Annotated in this window: 16 protein-coding genes; 5 read left to right on the forward strand and 11 right to left on the reverse strand. The window is 34.5% G+C overall.

What is annotated here, in order from left to right:
* The 3 genes from Q0505_RS05710 to Q0505_RS05720 form a co-directional block, all read right to left on the reverse strand.
* On the reverse strand, positions 1 to 231 hold a 231-nt coding region (locus Q0505_RS05710), incomplete at its 3' end, for a hypothetical protein (protein WP_299210067.1).
* Positions 232 to 257: 26 nt separating this feature from the next.
* Entirely contained in the window at positions 258 to 791 is a 534-nt protein-coding gene (locus Q0505_RS05715) for a hypothetical protein (protein ID WP_299210069.1), read from the reverse strand.
* Positions 792 to 3,176 (reverse strand): O-antigen ligase family protein, encoded by a 2,385-nt coding sequence (locus Q0505_RS05720; RefSeq protein ID WP_299210071.1) that lies wholly within the window; start codon positions 3,174 to 3,176, stop codon positions 792 to 794.
* Positions 3,177 to 3,357: 181 nt separating this feature from the next.
* Here Q0505_RS05720 and Q0505_RS05725 point away from each other — a divergent pair, with 181 nt between their 5' ends.
* The 3 genes from Q0505_RS05725 (at position 3,358) to Q0505_RS05735 (ending at position 6,049) form a co-directional block, all read left to right on the forward strand.
* Positions 3,358 to 4,035 (forward strand): DUF4331 family protein, encoded by a 678-nt coding sequence (locus tag Q0505_RS05725; RefSeq protein WP_299210073.1) that lies wholly within the window; start codon positions 3,358 to 3,360, stop codon positions 4,033 to 4,035.
* A gap of 23 nt (positions 4,036 to 4,058) precedes the next feature.
* Entirely contained in the window at positions 4,059 to 4,682 is a 624-nt protein-coding gene (locus Q0505_RS05730; protein WP_299210075.1) for a DUF4331 family protein, read from the forward strand.
* Between the two features lie 89 nt (positions 4,683 to 4,771).
* Positions 4,772 to 6,049, forward strand: a complete 1,278-nt coding sequence (locus Q0505_RS05735) for a tetratricopeptide repeat protein (RefSeq protein ID WP_299210077.1) — start codon at positions 4,772 to 4,774, stop codon at positions 6,047 to 6,049.
* A 124-nt stretch (positions 6,050 to 6,173) separates the two neighbouring features.
* Here the strand turns inward: Q0505_RS05735 and Q0505_RS05740 are convergent, their stop codons facing one another.
* The 7 genes from Q0505_RS05740 to Q0505_RS05770 form a co-directional block, all read right to left on the reverse strand.
* Positions 6,174 to 7,157 (reverse strand): hypothetical protein, encoded by a 984-nt coding sequence (locus tag Q0505_RS05740; RefSeq protein ID WP_299210079.1) that lies wholly within the window; start codon positions 7,155 to 7,157, stop codon positions 6,174 to 6,176.
* 25 nt (positions 7,158 to 7,182) lie between these two features.
* A complete protein-coding gene (locus Q0505_RS05745; RefSeq protein ID WP_299210081.1) occupies positions 7,183 to 7,860 on the reverse strand; it encodes a M12 family metallo-peptidase in 678 nt (225 codons plus the stop codon).
* A 14-nt stretch (positions 7,861 to 7,874) separates the two neighbouring features.
* Positions 7,875 to 8,384 (reverse strand): hypothetical protein, encoded by a 510-nt coding sequence (locus Q0505_RS05750; RefSeq protein WP_299210083.1) that lies wholly within the window; start codon positions 8,382 to 8,384, stop codon positions 7,875 to 7,877.
* A gap of 142 nt (positions 8,385 to 8,526) precedes the next feature.
* A complete protein-coding gene (locus Q0505_RS05755; RefSeq protein ID WP_299210085.1) occupies positions 8,527 to 9,324 on the reverse strand; it encodes an anti-sigma factor in 798 nt (265 codons plus the stop codon).
* Complete coding sequence (locus Q0505_RS05760) at positions 9,321 to 9,854, reverse strand: sigma-70 family RNA polymerase sigma factor (RefSeq protein ID WP_299210087.1); 534 nt, start codon at positions 9,852 to 9,854, stop codon at positions 9,321 to 9,323. The genes Q0505_RS05755 and Q0505_RS05760 overlap by 4 nt, the downstream gene beginning before the upstream one ends.
* A 75-nt stretch (positions 9,855 to 9,929) precedes the next feature.
* Entirely contained in the window at positions 9,930 to 10,859 is a 930-nt protein-coding gene (locus Q0505_RS05765) for a leucine-rich repeat domain-containing protein (RefSeq protein WP_299210089.1), read from the reverse strand.
* A complete protein-coding gene (locus tag Q0505_RS05770) occupies positions 10,852 to 11,808 on the reverse strand; it encodes a hypothetical protein (protein ID WP_299210091.1) in 957 nt (318 codons plus the stop codon). The genes Q0505_RS05765 and Q0505_RS05770 overlap by 8 nt, the downstream gene beginning before the upstream one ends.
* 167 nt (positions 11,809 to 11,975) lie before the next feature.
* Between Q0505_RS05770 and Q0505_RS05775 the strand changes: the two genes are divergently transcribed.
* Positions 11,976 to 14,315 carry a glycosyl hydrolase gene (locus Q0505_RS05775; protein WP_299210093.1) on the forward strand — a complete coding sequence of 780 codons (2,340 nt, stop codon included), beginning with the start codon at positions 11,976 to 11,978 and terminating at the stop codon, positions 14,313 to 14,315.
* A gap of 134 nt (positions 14,316 to 14,449) precedes the next feature.
* Here Q0505_RS05775 and Q0505_RS05780 read toward each other — a convergent pair whose 3' ends face one another.
* Positions 14,450 to 14,620, reverse strand: a complete 171-nt coding sequence (locus tag Q0505_RS05780; RefSeq protein WP_299210095.1) for a hypothetical protein — start codon at positions 14,618 to 14,620, stop codon at positions 14,450 to 14,452.
* Positions 14,621 to 14,767: 147 nt separating this feature from the next.
* On the opposite strand from Q0505_RS05780, the gene Q0505_RS05785 reads away from it, so the two are divergent.
* On the forward strand, positions 14,768 to 14,974 hold the full coding sequence (locus Q0505_RS05785; protein WP_299210096.1) for a hypothetical protein: 207 nt from the start codon (positions 14,768 to 14,770) through the stop codon (positions 14,972 to 14,974).
* Positions 14,975 to 14,978 lie beyond the last annotated feature (4 nt).

The raw sequence follows: 14,978 nt of genomic DNA on the forward strand, positions 1-14,978 counted from the left end.
TTTGGCGGTAAGTAATGTGTAAAAATGAAACTCTTTTTCTAAAATTTCTTTTTGCTTTCGCGAAAGCGTTCTAAAAATGAAGATATCTCTGTAGAGTAATCGATCAAATCTATTGGCATACCAGTTTTCAAAAATTCTAAAAAAAATGTAAAGAACCCATAGCCCTAATGCTCCTAACACATAAGGAATTAACCAATCATACTCATAGACATATCCTTGAATTAGTAGCATAGCATAACAACGTAAAAAAACGTTTTCTATTTCTTTGAGCTGTCCCCTTTAAAGTTTTGACTTGTATTTTTAAAGAGTACGTTAAATGTTGTTAGACTTCCATAAATCCTAGTAAGGTATTGCTGTAAATCTATTTTATCTTGATCATCTAATGTTTTACTGGCATTAATTTTTTGTTCCATCACCCTTACACGATCACGTACCATCACTATTTTATGAAAAAAAGTATCAATAGGAATGTCTTTAGAACTGAGATTTGAATCTTTAGGATTCAACGTGATGGTGCCTCCTTTCCACTTATCTGCTATGGGAACGACTTCAGAGATATCACTATAACGCTTCAGTAAATTTTTTAAACTTTTTTCTACCTCATACAAGCTTACTGTATCTACTTCATCTTCGACTGCTTCAATAACATCAAATGTATCATCTATGGTAATGGTTTCTAAACCATCTTTTATAAATGTAACCCAGTATAATTCTGAAGTTACATTTGTCACTACGCCAACACCATGCGTTGGGTGATCTATACGAGATCCTATTCCTAAAATATGTTGCATTTATTCAAATTTACTATCACTTAATTTTAACGCTAGCTTATACCCTAATTCTTTACTTCGGGTGTAATCTATCGCTGCTTTATCTTTTTTCCCTAGCCTTTCATAAGCAAGACCTCTATTGTATTCAGCACGCCCATCTTTATATTTTTTAGAATCTATTACCTTTGTAAGATGCTCAATAGTAGCGTTGTATTGTTTTAATTTTATTTCTATAATCCCTAGATTCAATAAGGTTGGATTATTAGAAGGTGTCACTTCTAGGATCTTTAAAAACTCCTCTTTGGCTTCTGCATATTTTTTTTGTTCTATAAATTCAAATGCTTTTGCATACCAACCCTTTATATCTGTAGCGCTATTTTTTACAGTATATTTTTCTCTGTAAGCAATTAATGTCTCATCGTCTGGATTTTTTTCCAATGCCTCATCAATGACTGCAATAGCGCCATCTGTATCATTATAGAAGTCCATAATACGTTTACTCTTAAGTTGCCATTGACTAATGTCTTCAGGATTGCGTTTTAAAAAGGTATCGATCGTATTAAAATAACTTATAGTATCCCCTTTAGCTCTATATGCATTTAGTAAGATTATATAATTATTTTTTATGGCTGGATACTTTTCAAAACCTTGTTTTGCGTAAAAGATAGCACTGTCGTTATTTATCTTACGTTGCCCATAGATAATCCCTTTTAGCATTTTTGATTCATAGTGGTTAGGAGCTTCTTCTATTGCTTTATCAAGATGATACAATGCTTTATCAAGTCTACCTTCACTCATAGCATACATACCTTTTACGTGCTCATTAGGTCTTCCTACTCCTGCAATACTAAAAAAGCCTGAAAGGTCTTGTACAATTTTATCATACGACATGACGTATGTATCTTTCATTAGGTTTTTACCAGTAGTGTCGGCAAGCACATAATTTTGTGTTACATACGATGTGTATTTTATATAAGTAATAACAGATGCACTTAAAGCAAAAATGGCTACTACCATAAGTATAGGCATTCCTATAATGACATTCTTAGCATCTTCTTTTTTATAATTAGTATAAAAGAAAGCTAAAATTAAAGAAGCAAGTACCACAAAATGTCCTTGGATAGGAGTCCTCTCCAGAGGAAAGTTAATTAAAGCATCAAATCCGTAGGCTAAGAGTGACAACGTAATAACAGTATAAATCCATCGATCCTCGTGATTTTGATGTATGAAAAATAATTTTAAAATAGAAAATATAAGAATTATAAACATAAACAAATAGGCTATAAAACCTACAATTCCTACTTCTGCAAGCACTTGCAGAAAATCATTATGTACTCGTAATGGGTATATAAATTTATCAATCTTTGAATTGGCAAAATATTTATCCTTATTAGAAAGTTTCCAATTTCCTATTCCTACTCCAAGAATAGGATGAGATGTAAAATCATCAAAAGCCATTTCATAATATATACCACGACCACTATCATAACTCACAAATCCTCTTTGATCTCCAGAAGATTTCTTCTTTTTTATATCAGAATCTAATGATGGAGCAAATAGTAATTCATTAAATGTATTTGCTCTTGACGCCTCAATTCTATTAATATTTGTAGCAAAAAGATAAGATACGAGTAACACTCCCAAAAAAGGAAGTAATACCGTTTTTAAAGAAACTCCTATTGTTTTCTTGCGAGCACTATCTATGATGAGATATCCTAGAAAAATAATTACATAAAAAATAGCACTTAAAACAGCTGTTCTCGCTCCTATAAAAAGTAATGCAGAAATACCCAAAAGTAAACTAACAATACTAACTATTTTCCATTTACCAATATGCTTTATAAGCCCCCATAATAAAAAAGGAATTTGAATTGCTAAAGTTGCAGCGGTTGCATTCTGAGTTCCATAAGTCCCTAATGCAGTTTCTTTTAATAATGTTGCATTTCTATAGATATCACTATCTATAAATACCCAAATCACTTGAATAGCAATATAAATCACAAGAATGTGAGACACCTTCACTATATATTCAAATAACGCTTTAGGAGCTATCTTTAAAATCAAAAATAAATTCATAACGGCAATAAGTGTAATAGCAATTCTAGCAAGATCCTTAACTCCTTCAGAAATATTAAGCGCTCCATAAATAGAAATCCCTGCTACAAAAAAGAAGGCAATATAACTTCCAAAAAATAAGTATACCTGGCGTTGTCTTTTAAAGACTGTGATTTTTTCTCTATTTGCATAGATATAAAAAAGGCTCAGTAAATTAATCACAGAAAAGTAAAACCATTGAGAACCAATAGGGTCAACAGATTCAAATCTAGGAATAACTCCTATAATAAGATACAATAGTAGTACTACTTTTGGAATGAAAAGATCTAATGTTACTTCACTTTTTCCCACAATAATATGTTTTTGATAGCGAACTAAATTAGGTCTTTTCTTTTAAAAAAGAAACTTAAAATACAAGTAAGAATTATAGTATAGTTTTTTTGTTAAGAAAATTTTAACACTCTTGCCGAAACCGCTCCTTGCACATCTTCGTAAGTGTCGGTGTAAAACAATTTTAAAAACAACTATTATTATGAAAAAAACAAGTTTATTAGCGATCGGTGTTTGCCTTGCACTAGTGATTACAGGCGTACTCGTTGCTGCAGATCACCTTGATGCGCCCGATGTTGCAGGCACTACTGCAGACATTACCGATTTTTATGCCTTTGAAGGCGCTACAGCAGACAACACTGTTTTTGTAGCCAACGTACAAGGATTACTCCCTCCAGGAAGTAGTGCACAATTTGATGAGAATGTTCTTGTAGAGATTAACATTGACACCAATGGAGATCTTGTAGAAGATTTAATTATTCAAGCTATTCCAAGAGATGGAGTTATGTATTTCTTTGGTCCTTATGCTCCTACTGCAACAGGACTTAATAGTACTATTGATGCAAACACTTCACTTACTGGACAAGTAGATATCTCTGCAGGAGGTACTGCGACTACAGCAACAGCCAATGGTATTTCTTACTTTGCTGGATTACGTGAAGACCCATTCTTCTTTGATTTTAACCAATTTAATGCTGTTATAGGCGGTATGGCTCCCAATGGATTTAACGTTCCTGGAAATGATGACTTTGATGGAACAAACGTTTTATCTATCGTTGTTGAAGTGCCAAACATCCTTTTAGGAGGTACATTCCCACATCCAGCAGGAACAGGTGTCGAAGTATTTAACACGTGGGTAGAAGCTAAAAGAAAACAATAAACCATCTTATAAAAAAACATATTATGAAACATACTAATTTTAAAATACTATTCGTCTTACTAACTATGATTGGATTCATGAGTTGTGGTAATGATGATGATGCTGTGGTAATCACAACAGATGATGACGGAGGAATGATTGCCGTTGATTTTACAGGAACATTTGCACAAGAAGATCAAATGGGACGTCCAGGTATCAATACCGTATTAAGTCCAGACAATACAACAGAAAATGCCTTTAACGTAACGATTCCTTCAGCACAAGGAGCTGCATTTCAGCCTATATTTTTACAACGTGCTGTAGATTTACACGCAGCCTTTGGCGTAGAATATGAAACTAATATTTTAGGGCTAGATGCTACTACATTGACTACAATTCTAGCGTCAGATGTACTACAAGTAGCACCTGATAATCCTACTTCATATTTTGATGGTACAAATATATTAACAGGTCGTACGCTTACAGATGATGTAATAGACATTTCTTTAATCCTGTTTTTTGGAGGACAAAATGGAGATCGTTTTAATGGACAAGATTTAGATGGTGATGGTACCCCTGACCTACCTATTTTAGTAACCGATGGTGTAAGTGCTGCTGGAGAAACTCCTTCTAGCTCATTCCCATACTTAGAAAATCCGCATAATTAATAGCCCCAACTCTAAAGGAGTTTGCCGAAAAAGCAAACTCCTTTTTAAAATAATACCGCATACACAAACAACATCAAAAAAAACACAAAATGAAATCAATATACCTAGTAATATGTCTGTGTTTTCTATTTGCGTGTCAAGAAAAACAAATTACAGATTCAGAAGATTACAACATCTATTTAGTAAACCAAGACACACCAAGCAAAGACCTAACCACACAACACCTACAGTTCTGGAATACAAGAATCAAAGAAGATAGTATCCAAATCATTGCCTTAGGAAAAAGTGCCCAAGAATACACTGCACTCTTTGAAACCAAAGGCACTATCGAATCTCTTAAAAATGCAGAAATAGCCTTACAAAAAGCAGCAGATAACGCTTACATTGGCAAAGACACGTATCTAAGAGCATTGGCAAAAAATCTCATCTCCCAACATAGATTTAAAGATGCTTTACACGCTTTGGCGAAAGCTGAAAAATTCTTTCCAAACAAAAGAGCGACGCAACTCATGCAATTTGACGTTGCAATGGAATTAGGGGATTATGACAATGCAGAAGCCTATTTAAAATCAATCACTGATTTTTCTGACTTTAATTACCTTATCCGTCTTGCCAAATGGAACGATTACAAAGGTGATCTCGATGCGACCATTCACTATATGGAGCAAGCCAAGACCATTGCAGAATACAGTAATAATGAAGCCCTAGAGTTATGGACATATACCAACATTGCTGATTATTACGGACATGCAGGACGTATCCAAGATGCTTACAAACACTACTTAAAATCACTCGCTATTGATCCTAATAACGCTTACGCGAAAAAAGGGATCGCCTGGATTGCTTATTCACATGAGAAAAATCCAACAGAAGCTTTACGCATCCTAGATGCTATCCAAAAACAGCATCAAAGCCCAGATTACTTCTTATTAAAAGCCGAAATAGCCGAATATCAAAATGATCCTATTTCACAGAAAGAATATATCACGGCGTATTTTGAAGCCATAAAAAATCCTGCCTATGGAGTGATGTACAATACCTATACGGCAGAAATTCTTCTTGGTAAGGAAGGCCGTTATGATGAAGCACTTGCAATTGCCCAACAAGAAGTAGAAAACAGACCTACTCCACAGTCCTATGACTTACTGGCGTACGTTTACCAACAAAAAGGAGATTATAAAAAAGCCTTAGATATTGCAGAAAAGTATGTTGCAAATAAGACTTATGAGCCTGTAGCAAACTACCATCTTGCTGAAATTTACAAAGCCAACGGATTATATGATCGCGTAGCACCTATTAAAAAAGAACTACTAGACGCTAGTTATGAATTAGGCCCTGTGACTACTAGCGCTATAAAAAACCTATAAACCTAAAAAAATAAAAAGCCATTATGGTGGAAGTTTGTTTTTTGACTTTGTTTGTTGAACGTCCTATTCTTGCTGGTTACTTGAATAGGGCGTTTTTTTCATAAAACAATACGCTATTAATATGCTATAATACTCTTACAGGTCTCTTTCTTGGTGTTAATGTATTGCTTGAATAAAATTCATTTAAAACAACCTTATTATTAATTATTTGACCCGTTATTTTTACTTGATCTGATCCAAACTTCTTAACACTATTTACGGAAAAACTTCCGTCCTTATTTAGTTTTCCTGCATAAGCAAGTAACCCATCAGTTCTGAAACCTAGTATACGTTTATCATATATATTTGTTGCATCAAGAAAAAGCAATAATTTGGTATAAAATGTAGTATCACCTATAAACTTAGCTTGTAAGACTCCTAGTAATTTAGAGTAGGATCTTTTTCTAGAAGATACCTCTTCATTAATCAAAAGGGTATGCTCTTCAGAAGCACATTCATAACATATACATTCTTTTGAATATTTCATTCCATATACTTCAGATTGAGTTTTGACACCTGACTTTTGATGTTCATATTTGATTTTCTGCCTCTTCCCTTGTTTAGTTTGAGGAATAGCTTCAAAATCAATTTTTAATCTATTTGGAAGTTGATATTTACTAGTGATTAGCAAAGTGCTCAACACCAACATTCTATCCATAGGAGATTCTTCTCGTAACTTAGTTAATAAAGGCAATGATTTTTTTGTTCCAAATTTACCTAAGCCCTTGATAAGTTTATTTTTAAGATCATTTGGTTGATCTTTAATTTTCAATAATTTCAAATATACTAATTCCGCTTTATCATCATAAATAGTATTAAGACAACTAGCAGATAAAGTCCGTATGTATGTTGTCTCTTTAGGATCTAGAACGATCTTGTATAATTCTTCTCTCACCATATCAGGTACAATAGTAGAAAGAATTTGGATATTTTTTTTAAAATTAATTTTAGGATCCCTAGACCTTAAGGCATTAAAAAGCATTTTGATATCTGCTTTTGTTAGCTTTTGGAGTTTCTGCTTGGTGAGCTTATGTTTGTAGTCAAAAATCTGCTGTATATAATCTTTCATAATGTACATTTATTTATATGCAATTCTAAATAGTATTATCGCACCCATTTTTTACAAAACAATGTGATTTCATAGTGTTTCCTTGCGAATTCAAAATAGCTGTGTTACTATTAGAACTACCATCTCCTCCTATAAAGTTATTAGGGTCTTCTATATGATTTAATCCAAGATAATGACCCATTTCATGAGCAAACCCATTTGCAGCATAATCATCATCTCCAGAATACAACTCTACGACAGAGCCTGTAAATCCTTTGCTATCTTTATCACAACTCCCATTAACGGCAGACCAACCATCTGTATCTGTCATTAATCTTACAACAAAAAGATCTAACCCATCATTTTGAACCGTCCAATCTGATGTTAACTCTCTTGCTTCCCCTTTACTATCAGTTACAGATAGATCCCCAGCCTCAGCTTCAGAAATCTGATACCACTCTATACGACCAATGCCAAAATTTACATTAGAAAAAATCTCTCTTGTTACTTGTAGTGAATAACAAATTTGCCGTCTTGCACCAGAAAAATAATTTTCAGGAGCTACCATAATCACATTTACATGATAATGTTTGTTTTCAAGAGCCTCAATTTGAGCTCTTAAAGAAATCTCTTTAGGAACTTCAGAATACCCGAATAAATCTCTCAAAACTGAGATTCCGTTTGATCTTCCTATACATGAAAAAGCGCTTCTAGTAGATAACATACGTCTATTTTTAATTATGAATTTGCTTCTAATACAGCAACCTTATTTTCTAAGATGTTTAATCTACTAGCCATACTAGTAATCAAACTACGTATATCATCTCCTGCTACAATAAGCCTTTGCGGACAATTTACCTCTCCTCTAATGGTAACACCACCAGGATAATCGTTTGCCCAATTTAATGTCAATCCATCATCATAATCGTGTACCATCGCTCTTCTACTACCTCCCGTAGTTGTCCTACGTCCAGCGTTATCAAGATGTAAGTCATGATGATGTATTCTAAGATGAGTTCCTGAAAGTTTTGAAACTTTTACGTCTCCATTTAATGAAATTCCTCCAGGGTAGTCATTTGCCCAATTGAGTGTTAATCCATCCGTATAGTCATGTACAATCGCCCTTCTGTGAGGAGAACTATTTGCCCTTCTTGGAGTGTAATCCATTTTTAAATCTGCACCCGTAATTTTAAGACCAAAAGTCTCAACGACTACCTCATTATTGGTTGTAAATTTAATATCGCTCATGCTTATTATTTTTGAATTAAATAAAATCTTAAAAATCTGATTCAAAGATAAATAGCACCTATAAGATACGAGGTTACATTTCCCCTATTTTCATAGAGTCTTTTACCTCATTTTTGAAAGGGTATTTTTGAAGAATTGTTGATCAAGGCTCCACAACTCCAAGTACATAGAGTTGTTCTAAGGTTGGAGAAGCACTACCACCTTCAGGCTCTAAGGTAATTCCAAAAGCTTCAGAGGCATTTGGGTTTTCGATTTCAAAAAGCTGAGTACCGTCGGTGTCGTATTGGTTAAGTACTGCCATACTCGTTGGCGTAAGTGGATCCAACGTAAGCGACCATAACTGATATACTTTGCCTTTTGGAGGTGTGGGCAATCCGCGTACATCTACATAGGCTTTGCCTGTTTCTTTATCCCAATAGATAGACGCATACGCTTCTGGAGCAATTGCCTGCGCGCCTAGTGGTACTGCAATGACATCTTTGTCACGTAATACATCCAATAAGGCTTTTGTTTTTTGTAAGTCTTCTTCGGCTATAAGTATTTTGCCTTCCTGAAGAATTTGCTCGCGCTCTATCGTGGTAATTTTTTCTTCTAATTTTTGTTTTTCAGTAAATTGATATCCTACAGCGACCAATAATAATACGGCGGCTGCCCAACCTAGATAGGTGGCAGCTGGTATACGCTTTCGCGAAAGCGGAATAACCCCATCTCCCTCTTTTGATTGAATCTTAGCTTGTATACTTTCAAAATTGGAAGGTGTATAGGGAGCGGCGGCACTCGCAAGTTGTTGCAAGGCTGCTTCAATCTGTTCTACCTCAGCTTTAAGTTCAGGGTGTAAAGCGACCAGACGAGACACTTCAAGACTTTCTGCTTCGGAAAGTGTCCCGTAGACATAGAGTTCTAAAACTCCCGAATCGATATATGCTTGAATATCTATCACGTTACTCCTAATACATTTCTTAATTTATTAATACAAATTCTATTTCTTGTTTTTACTGTGCCTAACGGAATATCTAATTCCTCAGCAGTTTCTTTTTGGGTATAGCCTTTAAAAAAGAGCAGATGTATCACTTTTTTACAAATAGGTTCTAATACGTCTATATACTTCTTTATACCAATAGCATCTACTTTTGAAGAAAAATCATTTTTATCTTCGAGGATATCTACGAAAAAAGCAGCGTTCTGGTTTTGCTTATTGTTTTTAAATGATTTTGAACGTGTTTTATCTATTGCTGCATTACGCGCAATATTGAGTAACCACGTGAAAAACCGTCCTTTTTGAGAATTATAAGAACTTGCATTATTCCATGCTTTTATAAATACGTCTTGTAATACCTCTTCAGATAATTCTTGATCGTGTAATACGCTATATATAACACCTAAGATATTCTCACTATAGCGTTCATATAGTTCTGCAAAAGCACTTTCGTCCCTTTGTTGAAATCTAGCTATAAGTTGATCTGGTTGCATGGTTCTATTTAAAGAGGTCTAAAATACAGTATTCTAATGAAACAAAATAATCCAAAACATCTATTATTTATCTTTTTAAAATGATTGTTCAAAAGACAACAGAAAGAATTTTTTAAAAGTCTTTTCTGCCCAGAGACGTTCTTCTTCTGGAAGCGGATTCTGATCTAATATCAATGCCATCATCGTATATTTTTCTTTACTGTATACTCTAGGAATTGTTGCAATGTTGTTATTATTGAGATGCACCAAAAACAACCCTGGCATACCTATTAATTGTTCTGGTACCATGTCAAAACGGTTATGTCCTGCGTGGACTACCCACGTATTTTTCATTCCAGAAAGATCAGGTAACGTAGCTAATTTATTATGATCTATATATAGGTATCGTATTTGAGATAGCATTCCTATAGTCTTTGGGAGTATCTCCAATGTATTATGATCTAACCACAAAGAATATAAATTAGACATCTGACTTAAGTAGGTATAGCTATTCTCATCCTTTAATTCATTATAGGACAGATTTAAATCTTTTAGGGCTTTTAAATGCATGATCTCTTTTGGTAGTTTTGTGAGTTGATTTCCTTTTAGATTTAAAAATACTAAAGGAAGTTCTTCAATCACTGCAATTGTTTTTTCTAGATCAAGCGCTGGATTATAGGCAAGAGATAACTGTTTTATATTTTTAAAGTCTCTTACTGCTTCGGGTATTTTTTTGAGTTGAAGACTGTCTAAGACAAGTACCTCTAATTTATCAGGATAAGGCAATGATGCTAAAATAGCAGGAATATCAAGTTCTGTATTTCCTGACAAATTCAACATACGTAAGGCTTGTAATTTTTCGACAGCGACAGGAAATTCTTTCAGATTTTGATAGCTTAGATCTAGGCGCCGTGTCTTGATATCAACATCAGTCGTTGTCACTGTTTCTCCATAAAACGTAGTGTATGTACTACAACTTGATAGTAATACGCATAAGGCTGCTGTTAGTAAGATTGACCTAATCATACGTCTCTTCTAATCTATAAATTACACTTCCTGTGATTTCAAAAAACAATTGATCTTTTTCATCTACTTTCCAAGGGAAACGAGGATTTAAACCAAAACCATCATGCAATGTATTTTGAATGTATGCACCTATCCACTGGCTATTCACTCCAATTTTAGAATGAAGTTGATAGTGTTCATCTTGATAGGTTCCAAATGCATAGAGATTAGCATAAAAAAGCTCTTTAAAAGGTGGTAAGGTAAACCATACATTTTTTCGGCCATCATCAGAGTTTATGGAATTTCTGGGCGATCTTGAATAATCAGGCTGTGGTGTAAATAGCTCAACAGCAATTCCTGCTTGGTACACACGATGTAGATCTCGTATATCTGTCACGCCCACTGTAAGAGAACCTGTGGTGGCATAGTCTGTACGCTCTCCATTAAAAATAGTTCCGAATTTAAAATCATTTGAAAAGACGGTATGAATACTATGCGTTGCATTACTAAAACGCATGATAAATTGTCCACTCCGAATCCCATAACTCTTTAAGTCTTTGGGTAAATAATCTTTACCAAAACCAAATCCTAGCCCATTGAATCCACCTTTCTTACGAGAATCAAAAATAATAGCACTATTCATCTCTGAAACCGAAGATCCTAAAAGATTGGTATTTTTACCGACGCCAGCTAACGCAAAAACCTCATAAGAATAGGCAATCCCTGACCTCTTCTTAATATGTCTTTTAAAAAACTGATAGGATGCAAAGGAGACACCGCTTTCTATAGAAGCATCCCCATAATTTAAAACACCAAAACCAAACGCTCCTATCTTAAGCCATTGGTTTTGATTGCCTAATGTGATTTCAGCTTTGAGCAACATACCACCGTTTGCCTGTAAACGCTGACTATAAAGAACGTTACTTAACAAACAAATTCCTAAAAGTATGTATTTACGGATGCAATTCAAGAAGATAGATTATGTTTAAGACACAGACAAGATACTATTAAAATCAACGTAATAGCACCTATTTTCACAAGTCCTTGCCATCTCATCTTTACGGTAATTTTAATAAATATTTAGAGATGGTATATTCCTTTTTACTGTACATTTAAGAACTATACCGATACCATATTATGAAACGTACATTTATAGGCATTCTATTATTTGGTATTGCGCTGTTAATTTTTGGGGCCTTTGCATTTACAACCATCACAAAAAACGCAGAAAATAACGAAGACATAGCCGTCGTAGAGACAGCGTTTGTCTCTACTACTCCTACCCGACGCCAATTACGACGTAGTTTTTTTGATAAAAGAGAGATTCTTGTCGTCTATGGAACTACCGATGCTACGCTTAGTAGAAAGTACAAGACGTTATTAGATACTATCAACCAACTCCCTCAAAACGGAAGACGTAGAAATGCAACTATACGTTATAAAGCTGTATCTGAAGTTACAGAAGCAGATATTCAAAACACTATTCTTTTTTTAATAGGAACTCCTCAAGACCATCCACTCTTAAAGCGATTTATAAAATCGATGCCTATTGAGATCACAGATCAAGGGATTACAGTACCATTAAAAACGTATTCGACTCCATCTGATATTTTATCTGTTTCTTTTTTTCCTAATCCTGAAAACAATGAGCTCCCGTTTAGTTTTTTCTCAGGGAACGATGCGCATACGCTCTTTAAATTCTTTGAACGTAGCGTAGCTACAGCTGGGGCTTCTTTTTTCTGGCAAACCATGGATTATGAACTCTATCGCGATACCAATAGAATTCTCTTAGGAAATTTTAATGATCAATGGCAACTAGATCCCACCACTCGTTTTGATTACTCCCTAGGAAATAACAACATCGCACAATCGGAACATTATACCCTTATTTCACACCAAAAAGAAGTATCACAACAGGATGCTACCCTATTAATTTCTGATTTAGAAAACACCTATCAGAAGATCATTGATTTTACCGAAAGCACACATGATCTTCCTAAGATAGGGTATCATATTTATAATACCGCAGAAGACAAAGGATTGATATTAGGAAATACAGAACAAGCCCATATCGATATCAATACTACTGAAGTACATACCATTATTAATGAAAAATATCAAAACAACTATATCGAAAAAGAAAATGCGCTCATTCTTCATCATACCTTAGGGGATTCAAAATCTAAAGCATTTTCAAAAGGACTTGCGGTGTACTTTACAGATCAATGGCAACGAGAAGGATATCCCTATTGGTCTGCTCGACTTTTTGAATCTGATAATGTTCTTACGGTCAAAGAACTTTTTGATAATGAGCTGATCGAAAAAGAATCTCCTTTGTTGACTGACTGTATGACGGCTTCTTTTGTTGGGTTTTTGATAGAGCATTGGGGAAAAGAGCTGTTCTTGCAACGATTTAGTGACTGGGTACCTTCTGAAAAAGATATCAAAACATTAGAACCTAAATGGCAACAATATCTTACAAAAGAAGCCCTGAAATCTCCTAAAAAGAAACGAGTAAAACCCACTATAACGTATCTAAAAGGATTCAACTTTGCACATGAAGGATATAGTATTTACAACGGATATACATCAAAAAAAGCAACAGAAGCTATTGTAAAACAGTATGATATGGGAAGCAATGCGATGGCAATTATTCCTTATAGCTATATCCGTATGGAAAGTACGCCAACCTATCTTTCTATAGGAAGCAGAGCTGGGTCTGAAAATGACCAAGGTGTTGTACACAGTGCTTTTGAAGCCAAAAAACTAGGCATGCAATCTCTCTTAAAACCACAAGTCTTTTTTGGCAATAGCTGGCCAGGAGCTCTTGATTATGAGACCGAAGCAGATTGGGACGCATTCTTTAACTATTATTACAGATGGATACGCCATTATGCATTTCTGGCGGAGATTCATCAAATAGATGCCTTTTGCATGGGTGTTGAGTTTGTAAAAGCTACCTTAAGTCATCCTGAACAATGGAAACAGATGTTTCAAAAAACCCGAGGCTTGTACCAAGGAAATATGACGTATGCAGCCAATTGGGGAAAAGAATTTGAAAACATTGATTTTTGGAATGATCTCGACTTTATAGGTTTAAATTCTTATTACCCCTTGAGTAAAAATGATACCGCAACAGATGAGGAGTTAAAAGCTAATTTTAAAAATATCAAAGCCAAAATAAAAAACGTCTATCAGAAGTATAAAAAGCCAATTGTATTTACTGAAATAGGATTTAGAAGTATAGAAGCACCTTGGAAAAACCCACATGCAGATGGAGACACCCCTTTTAATGATATCCATCAACAGCGGTGTTATGAAGTTATTTTTGAAGGGATTCAGAACGAACCTTGGTGTGCAGGAATTTTATGGTGGAAGTTTCCTAGCTACCTTGAATATCGAGGGACAGAAAATACCGCTTTTACCCCCAATAATAAAGCAACAGAAGCGACGGTTAGAAAGTGGTTTGGTAAGTAAATCTATTACTAGTTTTCTATGAATATTCTTTCTGAGTATGCTCCTGCCTGCTGGCAGGCAGGTTCGCGAAAGCGTATAAAAACAGAAAAGCGAACCTATAAGTTCGCTTTATCAAAACTGTAAATTCTATTTGATTAGACAGGATCTCCAGGTGCTGTACAAATACATCCCACACAGGTTTGTGTGTAATGACACTCTTCGTCAGAATGACATTGATTTCTAGGAATTCTTCCTCCTTCTATTTGTCTTTGTGCTACATTGTCTAATTCTTGAGCCCCTTTTAATTTTAAAATTGATTGTAACATACTAGTACGTTTTATAAGGTTAATAATACCTCAATTTAAACAAAATATATTGATAATCAATGAGTTACTGTTTTTCCATATCTACCTTACGCAAATGCTGTAATTTTCTGTTATATTGGAAGATATCTACCACAAATACTTATATACATGAATGTTAAATACGCTTTCGCGAAAGCATACTCTGCCATAATTCTCAAAGGAGTATTTACTTTAGATATTACCGTTACTCAAGTTGATGATTTAGGTTTTACTATTAGTAAGAATGCAAGTGGATATTGGTACAAATCCTATGATGAAGAAGGTATAGTATTAAAAAAAGAATATCCAGACTCCTTTGCGATTCTTAGCATTTAGAAAA

It is taken from the genome of uncultured Dokdonia sp. (genome assembly GCF_937910895.1).
Classification (GTDB): domain Bacteria; phylum Bacteroidota; class Bacteroidia; order Flavobacteriales; family Flavobacteriaceae; genus Dokdonia.

Coding starts and splice junctions, on each gene's coding strand:
- Q0505_RS05715 (WP_299210069.1), bottom strand. CDS start 791: ATGCAACATATTTTAGGAATAGGATCTCGTATAGATCACCCAACGCAT.
- Q0505_RS05725 (WP_299210073.1), top strand. CDS start 3,358: ATGAAAAAAACAAGTTTATTAGCGATCGGTGTTTGCCTTGCACTAGTG.
- Q0505_RS05730 (WP_299210075.1), top strand. CDS start 4,059: ATGAAACATACTAATTTTAAAATACTATTCGTCTTACTAACTATGATT.
- Q0505_RS05735 (WP_299210077.1), top strand. CDS start 4,772: ATGAAATCAATATACCTAGTAATATGTCTGTGTTTTCTATTTGCGTGT.
- Q0505_RS05740 (WP_299210079.1), bottom strand. CDS start 7,157: ATGAAAGATTATATACAGCAGATTTTTGACTACAAACATAAGCTCACC.
- Q0505_RS05745 (WP_299210081.1), bottom strand. CDS start 7,860: ATGTTATCTACTAGAAGCGCTTTTTCATGTATAGGAAGATCAAACGGA.
- Q0505_RS05750 (WP_299210083.1), bottom strand. CDS start 8,384: ATGAGCGATATTAAATTTACAACCAATAATGAGGTAGTCGTTGAGACT.
- Q0505_RS05760 (WP_299210087.1), bottom strand. CDS start 9,854: ATGCAACCAGATCAACTTATAGCTAGATTTCAACAAAGGGACGAAAGT.
- Q0505_RS05765 (WP_299210089.1), bottom strand. CDS start 10,859: ATGATTAGGTCAATCTTACTAACAGCAGCCTTATGCGTATTACTATCA.
- Q0505_RS05775 (WP_299210093.1), top strand. CDS start 11,976: ATGAAACGTACATTTATAGGCATTCTATTATTTGGTATTGCGCTGTTA.
- Q0505_RS05780 (WP_299210095.1), bottom strand. CDS start 14,620: ATGTTACAATCAATTTTAAAATTAAAAGGGGCTCAAGAATTAGACAAT.
- Q0505_RS05785 (WP_299210096.1), top strand. CDS start 14,768: ATGAATGTTAAATACGCTTTCGCGAAAGCATACTCTGCCATAATTCTC.